This window comes from Streptomyces sp. NPDC017529 (assembly GCF_044329785.1).
Classification (GTDB): Bacteria; Actinomycetota; Actinomycetes; order Streptomycetales; family Streptomycetaceae; genus Streptomyces.
Genome location: NZ_JBIRJY010000002.1, coordinates 701,395 through 720,664, shown reverse-complemented (window position 1 = coordinate 720,664; position 19,270 = coordinate 701,395). Strand labels below are relative to the sequence as shown.

17 protein-coding genes are annotated in these 19,270 nt (G+C 73.7%); 8 read left to right on the top strand and 9 right to left on the bottom strand.

Annotated elements, in window-relative coordinates:
* Positions 1–179: 179 nt before the first annotated feature.
* Positions 180–1,439, bottom strand: a complete 1,260-nt coding sequence (gene purD / locus ACH4K4_RS07005; RefSeq protein ID WP_398165333.1) for a phosphoribosylamine--glycine ligase — start codon at positions 1,437–1,439, stop codon at positions 180–182.
* 604 nt (positions 1,440–2,043) lie between these two features.
* Between purD and ACH4K4_RS07000 the strand changes: the two genes are divergently transcribed.
* The gene (locus tag ACH4K4_RS07000) at positions 2,044–2,787 is read left to right on the top strand and encodes an SLATT domain-containing protein (protein ID WP_398165331.1); all 744 of its coding nucleotides are present in this window, start codon (positions 2,044–2,046) and stop codon (positions 2,785–2,787) included.
* A gap of 135 nt (positions 2,788–2,922) precedes the next feature.
* On the opposite strand, the gene ACH4K4_RS06995 is transcribed toward ACH4K4_RS07000, so the two are convergent.
* The 4 genes from ACH4K4_RS06995 to ACH4K4_RS06980 form a co-directional block, all read right to left on the bottom strand.
* Positions 2,923–3,573 (bottom strand): hypothetical protein, encoded by a 651-nt coding sequence (locus tag ACH4K4_RS06995; protein WP_398165330.1) that lies wholly within the window; start codon positions 3,571–3,573, stop codon positions 2,923–2,925.
* Between the two features lie 53 nt (positions 3,574–3,626).
* Complete coding sequence (locus ACH4K4_RS06990) at positions 3,627–4,304, bottom strand: GntR family transcriptional regulator (protein WP_398165329.1); 678 nt, start codon at positions 4,302–4,304, stop codon at positions 3,627–3,629.
* A 197-nt stretch (positions 4,305–4,501) separates the two neighbouring features.
* Positions 4,502–5,860, bottom strand: a complete 1,359-nt coding sequence (locus ACH4K4_RS06985) for an aspartate aminotransferase family protein (RefSeq protein WP_398165327.1) — start codon at positions 5,858–5,860, stop codon at positions 4,502–4,504.
* 190 nt (positions 5,861–6,050) lie between these two features.
* Entirely contained in the window at positions 6,051–6,587 is a 537-nt protein-coding gene (locus ACH4K4_RS06980; RefSeq protein ID WP_398165326.1) for a hypothetical protein, read from the bottom strand.
* Between the two features lie 127 nt (positions 6,588–6,714).
* Here ACH4K4_RS06980 and ACH4K4_RS06975 point away from each other — a divergent pair, with 127 nt between their 5' ends.
* Together ACH4K4_RS06975 and ACH4K4_RS06970 are read left to right on the top strand one after the other, a co-directional pair.
* Complete coding sequence (locus tag ACH4K4_RS06975) at positions 6,715–7,458, top strand: response regulator transcription factor (RefSeq protein ID WP_398165324.1); 744 nt, start codon at positions 6,715–6,717, stop codon at positions 7,456–7,458.
* 3 nt (positions 7,459–7,461) lie between these two features.
* A complete protein-coding gene (locus ACH4K4_RS06970; RefSeq protein ID WP_398165323.1) occupies positions 7,462–8,820 on the top strand; it encodes an ATP-binding protein in 1,359 nt (452 codons plus the stop codon).
* Positions 8,821–8,839: 19 nt separating this feature from the next.
* On the opposite strand, the gene ACH4K4_RS06965 is transcribed toward ACH4K4_RS06970, so the two are convergent.
* Complete coding sequence (locus ACH4K4_RS06965) at positions 8,840–9,643, bottom strand: polyphosphate polymerase domain-containing protein (protein ID WP_398165322.1); 804 nt, start codon at positions 9,641–9,643, stop codon at positions 8,840–8,842.
* Positions 9,640–10,311 (bottom strand): DUF4956 domain-containing protein, encoded by a 672-nt coding sequence (locus tag ACH4K4_RS06960; RefSeq protein ID WP_398165321.1) that lies wholly within the window; start codon positions 10,309–10,311, stop codon positions 9,640–9,642. Before ACH4K4_RS06960 ends, ACH4K4_RS06965 begins: the two co-directional genes overlap by 4 nt.
* Before the next feature lie 412 nt (positions 10,312–10,723).
* Here ACH4K4_RS06960 and ACH4K4_RS06955 point away from each other — a divergent pair, with 412 nt between their 5' ends.
* On the top strand, positions 10,724–12,397 hold the full coding sequence (locus ACH4K4_RS06955) for a serine/threonine-protein kinase (RefSeq protein ID WP_398165320.1): 1,674 nt from the start codon (positions 10,724–10,726) through the stop codon (positions 12,395–12,397).
* A gap of 100 nt (positions 12,398–12,497) precedes the next feature.
* Here ACH4K4_RS06955 and ACH4K4_RS06950 read toward each other — a convergent pair whose 3' ends face one another.
* Complete coding sequence (locus tag ACH4K4_RS06950; protein WP_360135931.1) at positions 12,498–13,784, bottom strand: adenylosuccinate synthase; 1,287 nt, start codon at positions 13,782–13,784, stop codon at positions 12,498–12,500.
* Positions 13,785–14,019: 235 nt separating this feature from the next.
* On the opposite strand from ACH4K4_RS06950, the gene ACH4K4_RS06945 reads away from it, so the two are divergent.
* Positions 14,020–14,910 carry a hypothetical protein gene (locus ACH4K4_RS06945; protein WP_398165319.1) on the top strand — a complete coding sequence of 297 codons (891 nt, stop codon included), beginning with the start codon at positions 14,020–14,022 and terminating at the stop codon, positions 14,908–14,910.
* Between the two features lie 29 nt (positions 14,911–14,939).
* Here the strand turns inward: ACH4K4_RS06945 and ACH4K4_RS06940 are convergent, their stop codons facing one another.
* Positions 14,940–15,458 (bottom strand): GbsR/MarR family transcriptional regulator, encoded by a 519-nt coding sequence (locus ACH4K4_RS06940; RefSeq protein WP_398165318.1) that lies wholly within the window; start codon positions 15,456–15,458, stop codon positions 14,940–14,942.
* 101 nt (positions 15,459–15,559) lie between these two features.
* On the opposite strand from ACH4K4_RS06940, the gene ACH4K4_RS06935 reads away from it, so the two are divergent.
* The 3 genes from ACH4K4_RS06935 (at position 15,560) to ACH4K4_RS06925 (ending at position 19,238) form a co-directional block, all read left to right on the top strand.
* A complete protein-coding gene (locus ACH4K4_RS06935) occupies positions 15,560–16,501 on the top strand; it encodes an ATP-binding cassette domain-containing protein (RefSeq protein WP_398165317.1) in 942 nt (313 codons plus the stop codon).
* Complete coding sequence (locus ACH4K4_RS06930) at positions 16,498–18,138, top strand: ABC transporter permease (RefSeq protein WP_398165316.1); 1,641 nt, start codon at positions 16,498–16,500, stop codon at positions 18,136–18,138. Before ACH4K4_RS06935 ends, ACH4K4_RS06930 begins: the two co-directional genes overlap by 4 nt.
* A gap of 365 nt (positions 18,139–18,503) precedes the next feature.
* Positions 18,504–19,238 (top strand): DUF6082 family protein, encoded by a 735-nt coding sequence (locus ACH4K4_RS06925; RefSeq protein ID WP_398165315.1) that lies wholly within the window; start codon positions 18,504–18,506, stop codon positions 19,236–19,238.
* Positions 19,239–19,270 lie beyond the last annotated feature (32 nt).

Sequence of the window (19,270 nt, the reverse complement as noted above, 5' to 3'; positions counted from 1 at the left end):
GGACGCTTGCGGGGAACCCTAGTTGGGGGTTGCCTCCCCGTCAGCCGGATAGCGGTGCGGTCACTCGATGGAATGGCTTTGGGTAAAGCCGGAGGAAGTCTCGTACCGGCCGAATACCGCGGCTCGCCCGCCGGATACCGCGGCTCGTACCCGCCGGCCGGCGCGGGACGGCGGCCGGCTCAGCCCTGGCCGGCCGCCCGCGCCGCGATGTCCGTGCGGTGGTGCGACCCGTCCAGCGTGATCCGGCCGGCCGCCCGGTAGGCCCGCTCCCGGGCCGCGGCCAGGTCGGCACCGGTGGCCGTCACGGACAGCACCCGGCCGCCCGCGCTGACGACCTCGCCGGTGGCGGCGTCCCTCTTCGTCCCCGCGTGCAGGACGTACGCGCCGGGAGCGTCCAGCTCGGCGACCTCGGTGAGCCCGCCGATCGGGTCGCCGGTGCGCGGCGTGCCCGGGTAGTTGTGCGCGGCGACGACGACGGTGACCGCCGCGTCGTCGCTCCAGCGCAGCGGCGGCAGCGCGGCGAGCGTGCCGGTCGCCGCCGCGTGCAGCAGCGCGGAGAGCGGGGTGCGGAGCCGGGCGAGGACGACCTGCGTCTCCGGGTCGCCGAAGCGCGCGTTGAACTCGATGACGCGCACGCCGCGCGAGGTGATCGCCAGGCCCGCGTACAGCAACCCGGAGAACGGCGTGCCGCGGCGGCGCATCTCGTCGACGGTGGGCTGCAGCACGGTCTGCTGCACCTCGTCGATCAGCTTGGGGTCGGCCCAGGGCAGCGGGCTGTAGGCGCCCATACCGCCGGTGTTCGGGCCCTCGTCGGCGTCGTGGGCGCGCTTGAAGTCCTGGGCGGGGGTGAGCGGTACGACGGTCTCGCCGTCGGTGACCGCGAACAGGGAGACCTCCGGGCCGTCGAGGAACTCCTCGATGACCACGCGGTCGCAGGCCAGCGCGTGCGCACGGGCAGCCGCGACGTCCTCGGTGACCACGACGCCCTTGCCGGCCGCCAGTCCGTCGTCCTTGACCACGTACGGGGCGCCGAACGCGTCCAGCGCCGCGTCGATCTCCTCCGGGGTGGTGCACAGGTAGCTGCGCGCCGTCGGCACACCGGCGGCGGCCATCACGTCCTTGGCGAACGCCTTGGAGCCCTCCAGCTCGGCCGCCCGCGCGGACGGGCCGAAGACCGGGATGCCGTGCCCGCGGACGGCGTCGGCGACCCCGGCGACCAACGGCGCCTCGGGGCCGACGACCACCAGGTCCGCTTCCAGGCGCCGCGCCAGCTCCGCCACGGCCGCGCCGTCGACGGAATCGACGGAGTGCAGCTCGGCCACTTCCGCGATGCCGGCGTTGCCGGGGGCGCAGTGCAGCGCGGTGACGTCGGGGTCGAGGGACAGTGAGCGGCACAGGGCGTGTTCGCGGGCGCCGCCGCCGATGACGAGGACCTTCACGTGAGCAGCCTAGTCGCCTGCGGCACGCCCGGGCGGCGGCGCCCCCGCGGGGACCGCATGGTCCGGACCGTACGGGGTTCCTGCTGGGCGGAATTGGGGACTGGGAGGGGGCGGGACGGGGCGGGCGGGGTTGAGGCTGAGGTGGGGCGGGGCCGGAGGGATCGGGCGGGGGGCGCGGGCCGAAGCGTGCGCCGGGGCCGGGCGCGGGGCCAGACCGGGGCGCGGCGCCGGGCCGGGCGGTGGCCGCCTCCAGGGCCGTCGAACACCCTCGTCCCCCCGGTGGGGGCTTACCCAAGGGCGGCCGGCCAGAACCCCAAGACGCGGGACCCGGGCGGGCCATGGGCCGGCCGGGCGCGGGGACGAGGCCGAGCCGCGGCAGGGGCGAGGCGGGCGAAAGGCGCCGAAAACGGTACGGGCCGGACCCGGGCAACTCTTTCGAGTGAGAAGCGGCACGGTCCTATACCGGAGTCCGCCCCACTTCCGGGCGGAAATAAAGCGATCTTGGGGGCGAGGCCCACCGTTCGGCGGTAGGAAGGTGGGTGCGCATCGGTTGTCTCGTTACGTACCGCGCGCATCGCACGTATCTGCTTGAGGGAGTGCACGGGTGAGTCAGCCGGAGATGCAGCCCGAGGGACCCCCTCGGGAGGAGCGCGGGCCTGGGGGCGACCGCGGTCGCGGCGACCTGGGGGGCCGCCCCTTCCCGCTCGGGGACTGGGGGGAGCCGGCTGAGCGCCTCGACGAGCTGTACCACTGGGTCGAGGAGGGGGCCCTGCAGGCCGCTTCCTGGTACCTGCGCGACCGGGTGGCCAAGCGGCGCGCGGCCCGCGGGCTGCGGCTGGGCGCCGCGGCCGGGGTGGCGGTGGGCGGCCTGGTGCCGCTGCTCGACCTGACCGGGGCGGCTCCGGGGGGCGCGAAGTGGGGGTATCTGGCGCTGCTGGTGGCGGCGGTGTGCGTGGGCAGCGACCGGTTCTTCGGCGTGACGGCCGGCTGGATGCGGGACGTGGCGACCGCGCAGGCGGTGCAACGCCGGTTGGACGCACTCCAGTTCGAGTGGGCCTCGGAGAACGTGCGCGAGGTCCTCGGCCCGACGGACGGCACGGCCAGCGAGGCGGCGGAGCGCTGCCTCGGGGTGCTGCGCCGGTTCAACGAGGACATCGCGGAGCTCGTACGGGCCGAGACGGCGGACTGGATGGCTCAGTTCCGGTCCGGTCCCCTGCCGCCGGCCGCCCGGGCGTCGGCGCAGTGGGGGCAGCGGCCGGAGTCCGCGCCGCAGCCCGGCCGGATCAGCCTGCCGCCGGGCACCCGCCCGAACATGCCGCGGCAGCGACCGCCGGAGCCGCCGCGGTAAGGCGCACGCCCGCGCGCGTGCTGCCGGACGGGCGTACCGCGCGCCTGACGCGCCCGGCTACGTACCGGATACCGGACACCGGGCACCGCACAGCGAGAGGGGAGTCCGGAGGAACCGGCGGCGGCGGTACGGCTGTCAGCTGAAGACGATCATCGAGCCCTGGCCCAGGCTGCGCGTCGCCGCGGCGTGCAGCCCCAGCCATACGTGCCGTTCCCGCGCGTACGGGCTGTCGTCGAGGGGCAGCCCCTCGACCCGTTCCTCCAGCGTCGTGGGCCGGGACGGCGGTTCCGGCGCGGCCGGCGGATTGGCCGGATCGATACCGATGGACGGCCCGACCAGTTCGAGATCACGCAGCAGGCCGTGCGCGGACCCCAGCGGTCCGCCGCCCTCCAGCAGTTCGTCGTTGGCCAGCGGGTGCGGGAAATCGACCGGAACGTACGCCCCGGCGTGGTCGTAGTGCCACACCAGGTGCGACTCCTGGGCCGTGGTCTCGAACATCTCCAGCAACTGCTCGTAGTCCCCGCCCAGTTCGTCCACCGGCGTCACCTCCAGCCCGCAGATCCGCAGCAGGTACGCGCGGCGCAGGAAGTGCAGCGCGTCGTAGTCGAAGCCCGCGACCGGGGCGACGTCCCCGGAGAGGCCCGGCATGTAGCTGAAGACGGGGACGGGCGGCAGGCCCGCTTCCGTGAGGGCCTTGTCGTAGGCCGCGATCTCTTCGGAAAAGGGGTTGTCGGGGCTGTGGCACAGCACATCGACAAGGGGGACCAGCCACAGGTCACATGCCACGAGATAAGGCTCGCTTCCAGTCGGGTGGGGGGTCGGGTCGGGACAGCGTAGTGCTAGGAGGGTCCCCCGACGAGGGCGAGGGAATGCTCGTTGTACTCGCGCACCAGCCGCTGCGCCTCCGGCAGGTCGTGCCGGACGACGGCGGCGACCAAATCCCGGTGGCCGTGCCACAGCCGGCCGCGCAGGCTGGTCTCGCGCCGCAGCAGCGGCACGGCGAAGACCCAGCTCTGTACGCGTACCCGGTCCAGGAAGTCACTGATGTACGGGTTCCCCACCAGGCTGCCCAGTTCACGCCAGAAACGCAGGTCGTACCCGATCAGTACGTCCAAGTCGCCCGCCCGAGCGGCCCGTTCGGCCTCCTCTGCGCGGCGTCTGACCGAGACCAGCACCGCGGCGGGCGCGGTGCTCAGCGCGCGCTCGGTGTGGGTGCGGAAGATGCCTTCGATGATCAGCGTGCGGGCCTCGACCATGGCCCGGTAGTCGGTGGCGGTGAACGCGTGCACACGGAAACCGCGGTGCTGTTCGACGTCCAGGAGGCCCTGGGCGCACAGGTCGAGCAGCGCCTCGCGCACGGGTGTCGCGGAGACCCCGTACTGCTCGGCGATCTCCTTGACCGTGAACTGGTGTCCGCAGGGCAGCCGCCCGGCCAGCACCTCGTCGCGCAGGGCATCGGCGATCTGCTGGCGCAGCGTGTTGCGCCGTATGACTCCGCTGCCTGGGCCGGCGGGCATCGTGTCCGTCTCCTTCGGCGGCCGCGTGGGCCGGCTGGTCCGTGTGACCGCGTACGAGGAGAGCGGCCCTGGCCCTCACGATAGGCGAGGGCTGCGGGCGGGGCGACGGTGGTGCTTGGGACGGCGCGGGACCGCCGGGCCCGCGGAGGCCCCCGGCGGGCGCCGGGGGCCTCCGCGTACAGGTGGCGCGGGCGGGTTCAGACGGTGTGGGCGTCCGCCGTCGTCAGCGCCTCGTCCAGGGCGGCCATGCCCTCCTTGGCCTCCGCCTCGGTGATCGTGCAGGCCGGTACGACGTGGGTGCGGTTCATGTTCACGAAGGGCCACAGGCCGCCGCGCTTGCAGGCCGCCGCGAACTCGGCCATGGGGGCGTTGGCCGCGCCCGACGCGTTGTACGGGACGAGCGGCTCGCGCGTCGCCTTGTCCTTGACCAGCTCCAGCGCCCAGAAGACGCCCAGGCCGCGTACCTCGCCGACCGACGGGTGCCGCTCCGCGATGGCGCGCAGCTCCGGGCCGATGACCTGCTCGCCGATCGTCGCGGCGTTCTCAACGATCTTCTCCTCGGCCATCGCGTTGATCGTGGCGACGGCGGAGGCGCAGGCCAGTGGGTGCCCCGAGTACGTCAGGCCGCCCGGGTAGGGGCGCTGGTCGAAGGTGGCGGCGATCTCGGCGGAGAGGGCGACGCCGCCCAGCGGCACGTAGCCGGAGTTGACGCCCTTGGCGAAGGTCAGCAGGTCCGGTGTGACGCCGAAGTGGTCGGCGGCGAACCAGCGGCCCGTACGGCCGAAGCCCGCCATGACCTCGTCGAGGATGAAGACGATGCCGTGCCGGTCGCAGATCTCGCGGACGCCGGCCAGGTAGCCCGGGGGCGGGACCATGATCCCGGCGGTGCCGGGGACGGTCTCCAGGATGACCGCGGCGACCGACTGCGGCCCCTCGAAGGCGATCGTGTCCTCCAGGTGCGCGAGGGCGCGCTCGCACTCCTGGGCCTCGTTCTCCGCGTGGAAGGGCGAGCGGTAGGCGAACGGGCCCCAGAAGTGCACGACACCGGCCGAGGCGGTGTCGGAGGGCCAGCGGCGCGGGTCGCCGGTCAGGTTGATCGCGGCGGCGGTGGCGCCGTGGTACGAGCGGTACGTGGACAGCACCTTGGCCCGGCCGGTGTGCAGCCGGGCCATCCGGACCGCGTTCTCCACGGCCTCCGCGCCGCCGTTGGTGAAGAAGATCTTGTCGAGGTCGCCGGGGGTGCGCTCGGCGATCAGGCGGGCGGCCTCGGAGCGGACGTCCACGGCGAAACCGGGCGCGATGGTGCACAGCTTGCCGGCCTGCTCCTGGATCGCGGCGACGACCTTCGGGTGCTGGTGGCCGATGTTGGTGTTGACCAGCTGGGAGGAGAAGTCGAGGTAGCGGTTGCCGTCGTAGTCCCAGAAGTACGAGCCCTCGGCGCCGGCGACCGCCAGCGGGTCGATCAGGCCCTGCGCGGACCAGGAGTGGAAGACGTGCGCGCGGTCGGCGGCCTTGACCGCCGCGCCGGCTGCCGGGTCGGGATGCGTCGTGGTCACGGTCACTACCTCGGATCGCTCGGGCCCGCCCGGGGACACGGAACGGCGGACGCCGTCAGCCTAGGGACCGGGACACACCGGTTGGTACCGACACTGTGTATGGCACGCACTTCGGCCGCTTACAGACTGTCGGTGGGGCTGTAGGAATCTCCAGGCAGGCCGGGGCCCGGGTCCCTGCATCGTTTCCCGCCTAGTCGTCATCGTCGTCCGGTGCGGCGGCGGCCGTGGGGCGGCCGTCGGCGGTGCAGCGGAGCGTGTACGCGTGGTCGTCGCCGGCGGCGTCGTCGAGGGGCTCGAACTCGATCGCCACGGTGGCGGCCGGTCCCCGCCGTACGTCGTCCGCGCGGTAGCCCGTGGCCGGGCTCCAGACCGTCAGGTAGATCCGGCCGTCGGCGCGGCAGTCGGCGGTGGCGCTGCCTCCGGCCAGGCGGACCGTTCCGCCGCCCACGGGACGTGCCGGGGCGCCGGGCGGGGAACCGGGTGGCGGGCTCGTCGCGGCCGTGCCGGAAGGTTTCGGCGACGGTGCGGCGGGGGCCGGTGGGACGGGAGCCGGGGAGGCGGACCGGGCCGCGGCCAGCTTCTGCCGTACGGCCCCGTCGTCCAGCGGGACCGCCCGCGCGTTGCGGCCCCCGGTGTCGGCGCTCGCCAGCGACCAGGCGCCGAGCCCGCCCGCCGCCGCCACCGCACACACCCAGGCCGCCGTCGCCGCCACACTGCGCCACGCCATCGCGCCGCCCCTTTCCGCCGCCGTCGCGGCCCACCCTTCCGCACCCTTTCCTAACGTCCGGTTAAGGCGCGGACAAACCCTCCCGGCCGTCTCCCGTGCCACCGCCGCGCCTGGTTACGGTGACGGCATGTCCCACCTCCTCGTCGTCGAGGACGACCCCCAGCTGCGCGGCGCGCTCGTACGCGCGCTGCGGGACCGCGGCCACGCCGTGGCCACCGCCGCGACCGGCATGTCCGGCCTGGACGCCGCCGTGACGGACCGGCCCGACCTCGTCGTGCTGGACCTCGGGCTGCCGGACGTGGACGGCGCGCAGGTGCTGCGGATGCTGCGCGCGGTCAGCGACGTCCCGGTCATCGTGGCCACCGCGCGGGACGAGGAGCCGGACATGGTCGCGGTCCTCGGGGACGGCGCCGACGACTACCTCGTCAAGCCGTTCGGGGCGGCCCAGCTGGACGCGCGCGTCAAGGCGGTGCTGCGCCGCCTCGGTACGGCCGAGCCGGAGCCCGCGCTGCGGGTCGGCGGCCTGCTGGTGGACGCGGCGGCGCGGGACGTGTCCCTGGACGGCGCGCCGCTGGACCTGACCCCGCGCGAGTTCGACCTGCTGGCGTACCTCGCCCGGCGGGCGGGGCAGGTGATCTCGCGCCGGGAGCTGCTGGCGGAGGTGTGGCAGCAGCCGCTGGGCGGCGCGGACAAGACGGTGGACGTCCACCTGTCGTGGCTGCGGCGGAAGCTGGGCGAGACGGCACAGCGGCCGCGGTACCTGCACACGGTCCGTACGGTGGGCGTGAAGCTGGCGGCGCCCGAAGGGCCGGACGCGGCTGCCGGTGACCACGGGGGCCCCGCCGCCCCCGTACCGCCCGGCACGCCCTGACCCGTGCGCCGCAGCCTGCTCCTGCTCACCGCCGCGACCACCGCGCTGGTGCTCGCCGCCCTGCTGGTCCCGCTCGCCCTGCTCACCCGCAGCCACGCCGCCGACCGGGCCACCGCCGACGCCACCTCGCGCGCCCACTCGCTGGCCACCGGCGTCGGCCAGGCGCTGGCCGGCTCGCGGGACGGCGGCCCGGACGCGCGCCGGGCCGCCGCGGGCATCGTCGGCTCCGCCAACGGCCCCGGCCTTCCCCGTACTTCCGTCGTGCTCGCCGACGGCGCCGTCCTCGGGCCCGCCACGCCCGTCACCGACGCGGTCCGGCTGGCGCGCTACGGCCGGGCGTTCACGTACGAGCCGCCGGCGGGGGGCCGCACCGTCCTGGTGCCGGTCCAGGGCGTGGCGGGCGGCACCGCCGTCGTCCTCGTCGCCCTGTCGGAGGGCCAGTTGTACGCGGGCACGCTGGCCTCGTCGCTGGAGATCGCCGGGATCGGCGCGGCGCTGGTCCTGCTCGGGCTGCTGGTCGCCGACCGGCTCGGCGCCCGCCTCGTCGGCTCCGCGCGCCGCCTGTCGCGGGCCGCCGACCGGCTGGCCGCCGGTGACCTGACCGCCCGCGCCGAGCCGTCGGGTCCGCCCGAACTGCGGCTGGTGGCCCGCGAGCTGAACCACCTCGCGGACCGCATCGACGGGTTCCTGGCCGCCGAGCGGGAGAACGCGGCCGACCTCGCGCACCGGCTGCGCACCCCCGTCGCCGCGCTGCGCCTGGACGCGGAGGGGCTGCGCGACCCGGCGGAGGCGGAGCGGATCGCGGCGGACGTGGCGGCGCTGGAGCGCAGCGTCGACGAGGTCATCCGTACGGCGCGCAAGCCGCTGCGGGAGGCCGGGCGCACCGTGGCGGACGAGGGTGCGCGACGTGCCGCCGGTGCCCGTCCGCCGTGCGCCGACCTGGTCGCCGCCGCCCGCGAACGCGCGGCGTTCTGGCGCCCGCTGGCGGAGGACCAGGGCCGGGAGCTGGCCTGTGAGGCGCCAGGGGGGCCGGTGGCCGTACGGGCCGACCCGGCCGCCCTGGCCGCTGCCGTCGACGCCCTCATCGGCAACGTCTTCGACCACACTCCGGACGGCGCCGGCATGCGTCTGACGGTCGCCGCCGAGGACGGCGGCGGTGGCCGGCTCACCGTCGAGGACGACGGCCCCGGTTTCCCCGAGGGGCACGTCCCGGCGCGCGGCAACAGCGGCGGCGGCTCGACGGGCCTGGGCCTGGACATCGTCCGCCGGGCGGCGGAGGAGTCGGGCGGTTCGCTGGAGTGGGGGGCGGCCGCCGCCGGGGGCGCCCGCGTCACGGCGCGCTTCGGCCCGGCCCGCCCGTAAGAAGAGGGCCCGGTCGGTTCTACGCCGCCGAACGCGGGAACGCCGTACGGACCGACCGCCGCCACTGATTGGCGGTCAGGCCGGGGCGCAGCGCCGCCATCGCGCCGCAGTACTTGGTGAACTCGGCGGCGCGCAGCCCGTGGGCGTGCAGCAGCCGGTCCGCCTCCGTCAGGTGGCCGGTCACCGCGGTCTTCGTCTCGACCAGGACCAGGCCGCCGTCGGCCCGCACGCTGTGGCCGGTCCCCGCGTCCCGGCAGACCAGTCCGGCGTCGCAGGTGATGCGCTGGCCGTCCGCGACGAACGTGGCCCGCCGGTAGTCGGTCACCAGCGACGGCACCAGGTCCTCGGGGGCCGCGATGCCGTACGTGCCGTGCAGGACGGACGCCAGGAAGCCGCGCGGGCCGCGTCCGAGCGTCGCCTCGCCGGGCAGCAGCGGCTGCCGCCGCTTGACCGTCTCGCCGCGCCGCCCCTTGAGCTTGATCTCGAACTGCCGCTCACCGGAGTCCTCGTACACCCGCTCGCGGATCTTGAAGCGGTACCGGCGGCCCTGCCGGTGGTCGTGGAAGGTCCGCAGCCCGGGGGTGTCGTAGTAGACGGAGTGGTAGGCGAACCAGCGGCGGCCGTTGATGCACAGCGCCCGGAACGGGCCGCCCGGCCTGCGCGGATCGGTCAGTCCGGCCGCGAAGTCGGCGAAGACGCCGACCGGCACGAGGTAACTGTGGTCGATGCGGGCCATCAGCTCCGCGCGGGCCTGGAGCTCGGACAGGGTGACGGGGCGCGCGGCCATGGCGGCCCGGGCGATGGCCCGTACGGCGGGGATCACACGCTCTCCTCGGAAAGGGGACGGGACTGCGGGCGGTCGTCGGATCGGGCGATCGTGCGGGTCCGGCTGCGGTGTGCGCCTTGTGATGTCGTACGAGTGGGCCGTACGGAAGGTTCCGGAAGCCGGAAGCGGACGTCCACCACCATCAGGTCGCGGACGTAGTCCACCTCTTTGACCGTCCAGTCGAAGGGCTCGCCGAGACGGCGCGCCAGGTCCTCGCGGAGCGCTCGCGGGTCGGCGTGCACGGCGTCGAGGGTGACGACGGCGCGGCGGGTGCGGGCCATCAGACGCGGGTGGTCGGCGCCGTACATGACCAGGAGCAGCAGTGCGGCGAGCGCCGCGGCGATGCCGAAGTCCAGGTGCGGCAGGGCGCACAGCAGCCCGAGGACGAGGGTCGTGAAGTAGTACGCGACCTCCTCGTGCTGGATCGAGTCGGAGCGCAGCCGGATGATCGACAGCACCCCGAACAGGCCGAATCCGAGGGCCGTTCCGCCCTCGCCGACCTGGGCGAGCGCCGAGACGACCGCGAAGAGCGCGACGTTCAGGGCGAGGTAGGCGGGCACCAGGTCGCGGCGCCGGTGGCGGGGGTGGTAGATGGCGAAGGTCAGCACGCTCACCGCGGCGAGGTCGAGCATCAGATGGACGGCGAGCTGCCCCGGCGTCTGCATGGCGCGTCTCCTGTCGGTCGCTGGTCGGTACGCGTCAGACGCTAGGAACGGGCGGGTTAACCCCACCCCTCCTCGCGGGTTAACGCGCGCGGAGACCACCGCCCCGCCCGGACAACCGGGCGGAAACGGGAACTTCCAGGCCGTCCCGGAGGCGGTGGAGACGCTGCCGCGGGCGCTCGATAACCTCGGCTACGGAATCCACCCCGCGTGCTGCACGCCCGCGTCCTGCCGACCGTCGACTGCCCGCCCAGGCCCGCCCGGCCGCACCGACACACCGCTCGACCACGGCCGGTAGGGCACCGGGGAACCGGAACGGCCCCGGCGGCGTCGTCCGATACGTTCGCGCCTGCGGCACCGTCCCCGCAGGGCACGTCCGGGAGCAGGGCGAACCAGGTGAAAGGGCAAGCGGAACGTGAATGAGCGCGCAGAGCGCGGCCTCGGGCAGCTCGGCCCCCAGGACCCGCAGCGGATCGGTGCCTACCGGCTGCTCGGACGGCTGGGCGAGGGCGGCATGGGCCGGGTCTACCTCGCCCGCTCCGACCGCGGCCGCACGGTCGCCGTCAAACTGGTCAAGACCGAGCTGTCGGACCAGAACGACTTCCGGGCCCGCTTCCGGCAGGAGGTGCGGGCCGCGCTGCGGGTCGGCGGCGAGTGGACCGCGCCCGTCCTGGACGCCGACACCGAGGCCGAGACGCCCTGGGTCGCCACCGGCTACATCGCGGGGCCCTCGCTCCGGCAGGTGATCTCCGAGGGCCGTACGCCGCTGCCCGAACGCTCCGTGCGCATCCTCGCCGCCGGGCTGGCGGGCGCGCTGCGCAGCATCCACGCCGCCGGCATCGTCCACCGCGACCTCAAGCCCTCCAACATCCTGCTCACCATCGACGGCCCCAAGGTCATCGACTTCGGCATCGCGCGGGCGATGGAGGCGGTCACCGTCGGCGGCGGGCTCACCCGCACCAACCAGGCGGTCGGCTCGCCCGGCTTCATGTCGCCCGAGCAGGTGCGCGGCCGGCCGGTCACCCCGGCGAGCGACGTGTTCTGCCTCGGTTCGGTGCTGATGTACGCGGCCACCGGGCGGCTGCCGTTCGGCACGTCCGACAGCGGTGTGCACGCGCTGATGTACCGCATCGCCCAGGAGGACCCCGACCTGGCGGGGCTGCCGTACGGGCTGCACAGCCTGGTCGCCGCCTGCCTGGCCAAGGATCCGGCGCAGCGCCCGACGCCGGAGCAGCTGATCGCGTACACGGCGTCCGACGACGACGGGGCCGAGCCCTGGCTGCCCGGCGCCCTGATAGCCGAGCTGGGGCGGCACGCGGTCGGGCTGCTGGACGCGGAGAACCCCAACGGCGCGTGGGAGGAGCCGGGCGCCGCCTCCTGGGAGAACTCGGGCCGTTCCTGGACGGGCTCGGGCGCCGCGTGGGAACAGACGCCCACGCCGGCCCCGGCGCCCGCCCCGGGACCGGCGCCTCCGCCCCCGTACGCGGCGGCCCACGCCTCGACGCCCCCGCCGGCCGGCGGCGCCCCCACCCCGCCACCGCAGTCCTCCGCCACCCACACCACCACGCACGGGCGCCGCCGCAAGGGCCGCACCCGCACCACCACCCTGGCCGCCGCCCTCGGTCTCGTCCTCGCCACCGCGGGCGCGGCCACCGCGTACCTCGTCGCCGGGCAGGGCGACGAGGGCAGGACGCCCGCACAGGCCGACGGCGGTGTCGCCGCCGCCTCGACGGACGGGCAGATCGGCCAGGCCGGCAAGGAGCCCGGCGTCATCCCGAAGAAATTCCTCGGGGTCTGGGAGACGAAGCTCGGCAAGACGGGGACCAGCCGCCTCACCCTCACCCAGGGCGCGGTCGGCGACACGGTCCTGTCGATGGAGATGCGGGACACCGCCTACCGCTGCGAGTTCAAGGCCATGCTCATGAACCCCGGCCCGCCGCTGCGCCTCGGCCCGACCACCGTGGTGGCGGGCCCGGCGACCAGTTGCAGCGCGGGCGGCCCCAGCACGCTGCGCGTCCAGCCGGACGGCAAGCTGCGCCGGGTCCGCGACGACGGCAAGCCGGCGCTGACGTACGCGAAGAAGGGCTGAGTCCCCGCCGGCCTGCGAGAACGCGGAAGCCGCGCACCGCTCCGAACCGGAGAGGTGCGCGGCTTCCGTATCCCTGTCACCGCTGCCGCGGCGGACGGTGTCAGTCCAGGAACGAGTTGATCTCGATCGTCTCGTCGCGGCCCGGGCCCACGCCGATCGCGGAGATCGGGGCGCCGGACATCTCCTCCAGGGCCTTGACGTACGCCTGCGCGTTCTTCGGCAGCTCGGCGAAGGTCTTGGCCTTGGTGATGTCCTCGGACCAGCCCGGCAGGGTCTCGTAGATCGGCTTCGCGTGGTGGAAGTCGGTCTGGCTGTAGGGCAGTTCCTCGACGCGCTTGCCGTCGATCTCGTACGCGACGCAGACCGGGATCTGCTCCCAGCCGGTGAGCACGTCCAGCTTGGTGAGGAAGAAGTCGGTCAGGCCGTTGACGCGCGTCGCGTAGCGGGCGATGACCGCGTCGAACCAGCCGCAGCGCCGGTCGCGGCCGGTGGTCACACCGCGCTCGCCGCCGATGGTGCGCAGCGCCTCGCCGTCCGCGTCGAACAGCTCGGTCGGGAACGGCCCGGCGCCGACGCGGGTCGTGTAGGCCTTGAGGATGCCGATGACCCGGTTGATCTTCGTGGGGCCGACCCCCGCGCCGGTGCAGGCGCCGCCCGCGGTCGGGTTGGAGGAGGTGACGAACGGGTACGTGCCGTGGTCCACGTCGAGCAGCGTGCCCTGGCCGCCCTCGAAGAGGACGACCTTGCCGTCGTCGATCGCGTTGTTCAGCAGGAGGGTGGTATCGGCCACGTACCCCTTGATCTGGTCCGCGTAGCTGAGCATCTCCTCGACGACCTGCTCGGCGACCACCGCGCGGTGGTTGTAGAGCTTGGCCAGCACCTGGTTCTTGAAGTCGAGGGCCGCCTCGACCTTCTGGTGCAGGATCGACTCGTCGAAGAGGTCCTGGACGCGGATGCCGGTGCGGTTGATCTTGTCGGCGTAGGTCGGGCCGATGCCGCGGCCGGTCGTACCGATCTTCCGCTTGCCGAGGAAACGTTCCGTGACCTTGTCGACCGTGATGTTGTACGGCGTGATCAGGTGCGCGTTACCGCTGATCAGCAGCTTGGACGTGTCGACGCCGCGCTCGTTGAGTCCGCTCAGCTCGGAGAGCAGGACCGCCGGGTCGACGACGACACCGTTGCCGATGACCGGGGTACACCCCGGCGAGAGGATTCCGGAAGGGAGAAGATGCAGCGCGTACTTCTGGTCGCCTACGACAACCGTGTGACCGGCGTTGTTGCCGCCCTGGTAGCGCACTACATAGTCGACGGACCCACCGAGCAGATCGGTGGCCTTTCCCTTGCCCTCATCACCCCACTGAGCACCGAGCAGCACAAGTGCGGGCACAGGCGTACACCCCTTCCGGGCGGGGCATGTCCAACGTGCGTGAGGCCGTATTCATGCGGATGCATGCGTACGTCCTCGCTAGAGCCGTCGAACCGGTGCCCCGGAATAGACGAAGCCCCTGGCGCAATAGCGCAAGGGGCTCTTGCACCGAGATGCTACCTGAGGAAGGACCGAGGTGTCGGCGCAGCCTTCTGGGCACTGCCCTCCGGACGGGGTCCGGGGACACCCCCTGCTCGTGGTCATCGACCCGGTCGCCCGCAGTACGGACGGGGAGTCCGTCCGCATCGCCAAGGACGTCCTGTGTGCGGGCGCGGCCGCGAAAATCTGCCTTCCGGACGGCCCTGAGGAGTACGCGCGGGCGCTCGCCCGCCGCGGCCATCGCCGCCCCGTGGTGATCGGCGACGACCGGGCGCTGCTGCGTGCCGTGGCGCTGCTGCACAAGGAGCGCGATCTGGCGCAGGTGGCTCTCGCGGTGGTGCCGGTGGGCGCGCCGGGCGCGGTCGCCCTGTCCCGCGCGCTGGGCGTGCCGACGGACGCCGTCGCCGCCGCGCGCGCGGTCCTGGACGGCACGGAGCACAGCCTTGACCTGCTCACGGACGACAGCGACGGCATCGTGCTGGGCGGCCTGGACATCCCGTGCGGGCGGCGCCTGCCGCGGCAGCGCGAGGGCGGGGACGAGGCCGCGTACGAGGCGGTGCCGGGGGCCGGCCCCGGGGCCGACATCCGGGCGGGCCACCGGGCCGCCTGGTGGGCGCCGCTCGTCCGCAAGGCCCGTACGGCACTGTCACGGCTGGCGGCCGCGGCCGGCGCGCACGGCGGACGGTGCTCCCGTACGGCGGGCCACCGGCTGCGGGTCGAGGCGGACGGCGTGGTGCTGGCCGACCTGGACCGGCCGGTGCGGTGGGTCTCGGTGACGCCCGGCGACGGTGACGACGGCACCGGGCTGGCCGAGGTGGTGGTCCACTGGCAGGAGGCCGAGCCGCCGGTACGGGCCCGCGCGCGGGCGGTGACCGTGTCGGGCACGGACTTCCGCTACCGGGCGGACGTGGTGGTCGGCGGGCCGGTCAGGACCCGTACGTGGACGGTGCACCCGGACGCGTGGCGGCTGACGCTGCCGCACGACTGACGCGGCGGCGGCACCCGGCGGAGGGGCCCTCAGCCCTCGCCGCGCAGCTGCTTGTCCCGGTGCTCGCGCCAGCGGTCCAGCATCCGGGCCAGCTCGTCCTGCATGAACTCGAAGAAGGCGACGGTCTCGGCGACCCTGGCACCGGCCGGGGTGTCCGGGCCCAGCGACTTCGCGCCCTCTCGCAGCACGTCTTCCCAGCGCGTCAGCATGTGGTCGCGGCGGCCCAGGGTCTCGTACCAGAGCTCGTTGAAGAGCCGGTAGCGGTCGCGGCGGGTGCCCGGCTCGCGCTCCCTGCGGACCATGTTGACCTGCACCAGGTAGCGGATCGCGCCGGAGACCGCGGCGGGGCTGATCCGGAGCCGTTCGGACAGTTCGGCAGAGGTGAGGGCGCCGGAGTCGGAGGCGAGCAGCGCCGCGAAGACCCGGGCGGCCATCCGCTGCATGCCCGCCTCGGTCAGCTCCGCCGCGAAGCGCTCCACGAACCGGGAGACGGCTTCCTCGTCGCGTCCGGTGTCCTCGCCCTGGTGCCGCTCTGCCTGCTCGTTCACCGTCTCATCCTCTCCCCTGCTCCCCCGGCCCGGCGTCCGGCCCCAACTTTATACGCTTCCTTAACTTCACAATTTTGTGAAAGAAGCGTACGTTCAAAAATATGAAGAAGGCAATCTCGGTGTCCGGCCTCCGCAAGGCCTTCGGCCGGACCCAGGCGTTGGACGGTCTCGACCTCGACGTCGAGGCCGGCGAGGTGCACGGGTTCCTGGGACCCAACGGGGCGGGCAAGTCCACGACCATCCGCGTCCTGCTCGGCCTGCTGCGCGGCGATGGGGGTGCCGCGCAGCTGATGGGCAGGGACCCGTGGCGCGACGCCGTCGCCCTGCACCGCCGTATCGCGTACGTCCCCGGCGACGTCACGCTCTGGCGCAACCTCTCCGGCGGCGAGGTCATCGACCTCTACGGGCGGCTGCGCGGCGGCCTCGACCAGGCCCGCAGGGCGGACCTCCTGGAGCGCTTCGAGCTGGACCCCACCAAGAAGGGCCGTACGTACTCCAAGGGCAACCGGCAGAAGGTCGCGCTGGTCGCCGCGTTCGCCTCCGACGTGGACCTGCTCATCCTCGACGAGCCGACCTCGGGGCTCGACCCCCTGATGGAGGAGGTCTTCCAGGACTGCGTCGCGCAAGAGCGCGACCGCGGCCGCACGGTGCTGCTCTCCAGCCACGTACTGTCCGAGGTCGAGGCGCTGTGCGACCGCGTCAGCATCATCCGCAAGGGCCGCACCGTCGAATCCGGGTCGCTCGCCGACCTGCGGCACCTCACCCGGACCAGCGTGACCGCCGAACTGGCCGGGGCGCCCAACGGGCTCTCGCACCTCCCCGGCGTGCACGACCTCGACATCCAGGGACACCGGGTCCGGCTCCAGGTGGACACCGACAAGCTGGACGCGGTGCTGCGCTCGCTCAGCCAGTCCGGCATACGCAGCCTGACGAGTACGCCGCCCACACTGGAAGAGCTGTTCCTGCGCCACTACCAGGAAGGCGTGCACAGCACCCAGACCCCGGCCTCCACGACCGCTCCTGAAAAGGCGCCCCTGCGATGACCGCCGCCACCCTCCCCGCCGCCACCTGCAGCGGCGGCACCCGCGACCTGGCCGGCACCGGCACCCTGCTGCGCCTCGCCCTGCGCCGGGACCGGTTGATGATCCCGGCCTGGGTGGTACTGCTCGGCCTGACCGTCGTCAGCATGAGCACCACCCTGGAAAAGCTTTACGACACCCCCGCCAAGCGCGCGGACGTCGCGAATTCGATGACCGCCAACGGCTCACTGCGCGCCATCTACGGGCCGGTGTTCAGCGACACCCTGGGCGGCCTGACCGCCTGGCGCATCGGCGGCTTCGCGGCGCTGCTGGCCGGCGTGATGAGCCTGCTCATCGTCGTACGCCACACCCGCGAAGAGGAGGAGTCGGGGCGTCAGGAGCTGCTTTCCGCGGCCATGGTCGGCCGTCGGGCACCGCTCACCGCCGCCCTGCTCGCCGCCCTCGTCGCCAACGCCGCGCTGGCCCTGCTGATCACCGCGGGACTCGCCAAGGCCGGCCAACCGCCCGGCGGTTCGCTCGCCCTCGGCCTCGCCGTCGGCGGCACCGGCCTGGTCTTCGCGGGCCTGGCGGCGGTCACCGCCCAGCTCACCGAGAGCGCACGGGCCGCCAAGGGCCTGGCCGGCGCCGTACTGGGCGCGGCCTTCGTCCTGCGGGCCGCGGGCGACGCCGCGACCGAGGACGCCTCCTCCCCGCTGACCTGGATCTCCCCCGTCGGCTGGGCCGAGAACCTGCGCGCGTTCGCCGGCGAGCGCTGGTGGGTGACCCTGCTCTTCCTCGCCGGTACGGCCGTCACGGTCGGCGCCGCGTACTCCCTCACCGCCCGCCGCGACCTCGGCATGAGCTTCCTGCCCGCCCGCCCTGGACCGGCCCGCGCGCCCGCCTCCCTGAACGGCCCCACCGGCCTGGCCTGGCGTCTCCAGCGGACCACCCTGCTCGGCTGGTCGATCGGCTTCCTCGCCGCCGGCGCCGTCTTCGGCGGCATCACCGACGGCGCGTCCGACCTGGTCAGCGGCAACGAGCAGACCCGCGAGATCTTCCGGCGGATGGGCGGGCAGCAGGGCCTGACCGACGCGTTCACATCCGCCCTGACCGGCATGCTCGGCATGGTCGCGGCCGTCTACGCGGCGGGCGCGGTGCTCCGGCTGCGCGGCGAGGAGACCGGCGACCGCGCCGACCCCGTGCTGGCGGGCGCCGTCGGCCGGCTGCGCTGGGCCGCTGGCCACCTGGCCGTCGCCTTCCTCGGCACCGCCCTCATCCTCCTCCTGGGCGGGCTGGGCCTCGGCTTCACGTACGGCCTGACCGTCGGCGACGTCGGCGGCCGGCTCGGCCCCGCGGTGGGCGCCGCGCTGGCCCAGGTCCCGGCGGTCTGGGCGCTCACCGGCCTCGCGGTCCTCCTCGTCGGCGCACTGCCCAAGGCGGTGGCCGGCACCTGGGCCGTGGTCGGCGGCTGCCTCGGCATCGGCTGGCTGGGCCCGGCGGTCCGGCTCCCCCAGTGGGCGATGAACCTGTCGCCGTTCAGCCACCTCCCGAAGCTGCCGGGCGGCGAGGCCACGGCGGCGCCGTTCCTGTGGCTGCTCGGCCTGACGGCGGTGCTCGTGGCGGCGGGCCTGGTCGCGCTGCGCCGCCGCGACATCGGCTGACCGCCGGCCGGCCCCTCGTACGTGCGGCACCGGAGCCGTAGCGGACTCCGGTGCCGCGCTTTTCGTCCTGCCGGGAACGACGTTCGCCGGGAGCGCCGCGCGTCCGGGGGCGTACGCCGTACCGCCCCGCGCGCTCCTTACCCACTCCAACTGGTAGAGACCTCTCGCCGCCACCCCTGCTCCACAAGCGTCCCCGGAATACCAACGGAGCGTGAGTGAGGGATTCCGCCCCCGCTCGGCCATTCCCCTGGCATACGACACGGTTTTGCGCGTTCCGAACCGGGCAGAACCTCCGCGAGCGGCGATGACGGCGCAGAAAGGCCGGCACGCCGCCGTTTCACGCCTAAGGGCGGGCGGAGGTATCCGTGAACCAAAGGGAACACCGCAGGGCGATATGGGTTCTGCAGAATCTGGGTGTCGTACTGGCGGCCGGGGCAGCTTGCATTCTGCTCAGCCTGGTCATGACGATGGTGCCCGGACTGCGTACCCCGGGGAGTGGGAACGCGGGCCAGGCCTATGGCGCCGCGGCTTCTTCCACGGCCGTACTGGTGCTCTTCTACATGGCGAGGACGCTGCGTCTGCAGCGTGACGAGACCTCGCTGCAACGTCAGGAACTGGAACTGCAGCGCGCCGAGATGCGGCTGCAACGGACCGAACTGGAGCTGCAGCGGGACGAACTGCGCCGCTCGGCGGCCGAGCTGCACCGCAGCGCCGAGGCCGACCTGCGGCGCCTGCACATGGAACTGCTCAAGATGAGTATCGCGGACCCCGATCTGGCCGAGGTCTGGCCCGAATTCACCCCGGGACTCCCGCCGAAGGAGAACCGCCAGTACCTGTACGCCAACCTGATCTACTGCCATTCCATGCTCGCGCACAAGCTGGATATGCTGGACGACCGCGAAAGCCTGGGCCATCTGCGGTACATCGTCAGGTCACCGGCTTTCCGCGGCTATTGGGAAGCCGCGCGTTCCATGCGCGACGAGATCGACGCGGCTTCGCACGAACGGCGCTTCGCCGCCCTCGTCGACAAAGCGATGAATCAGACAAGCACCCACATGCCGAACCTACGTCTGATCGAAGGCCGACACAACGAGCCGTAAAACGCTCGCCAGGTGACCGGTAACCATCGAAA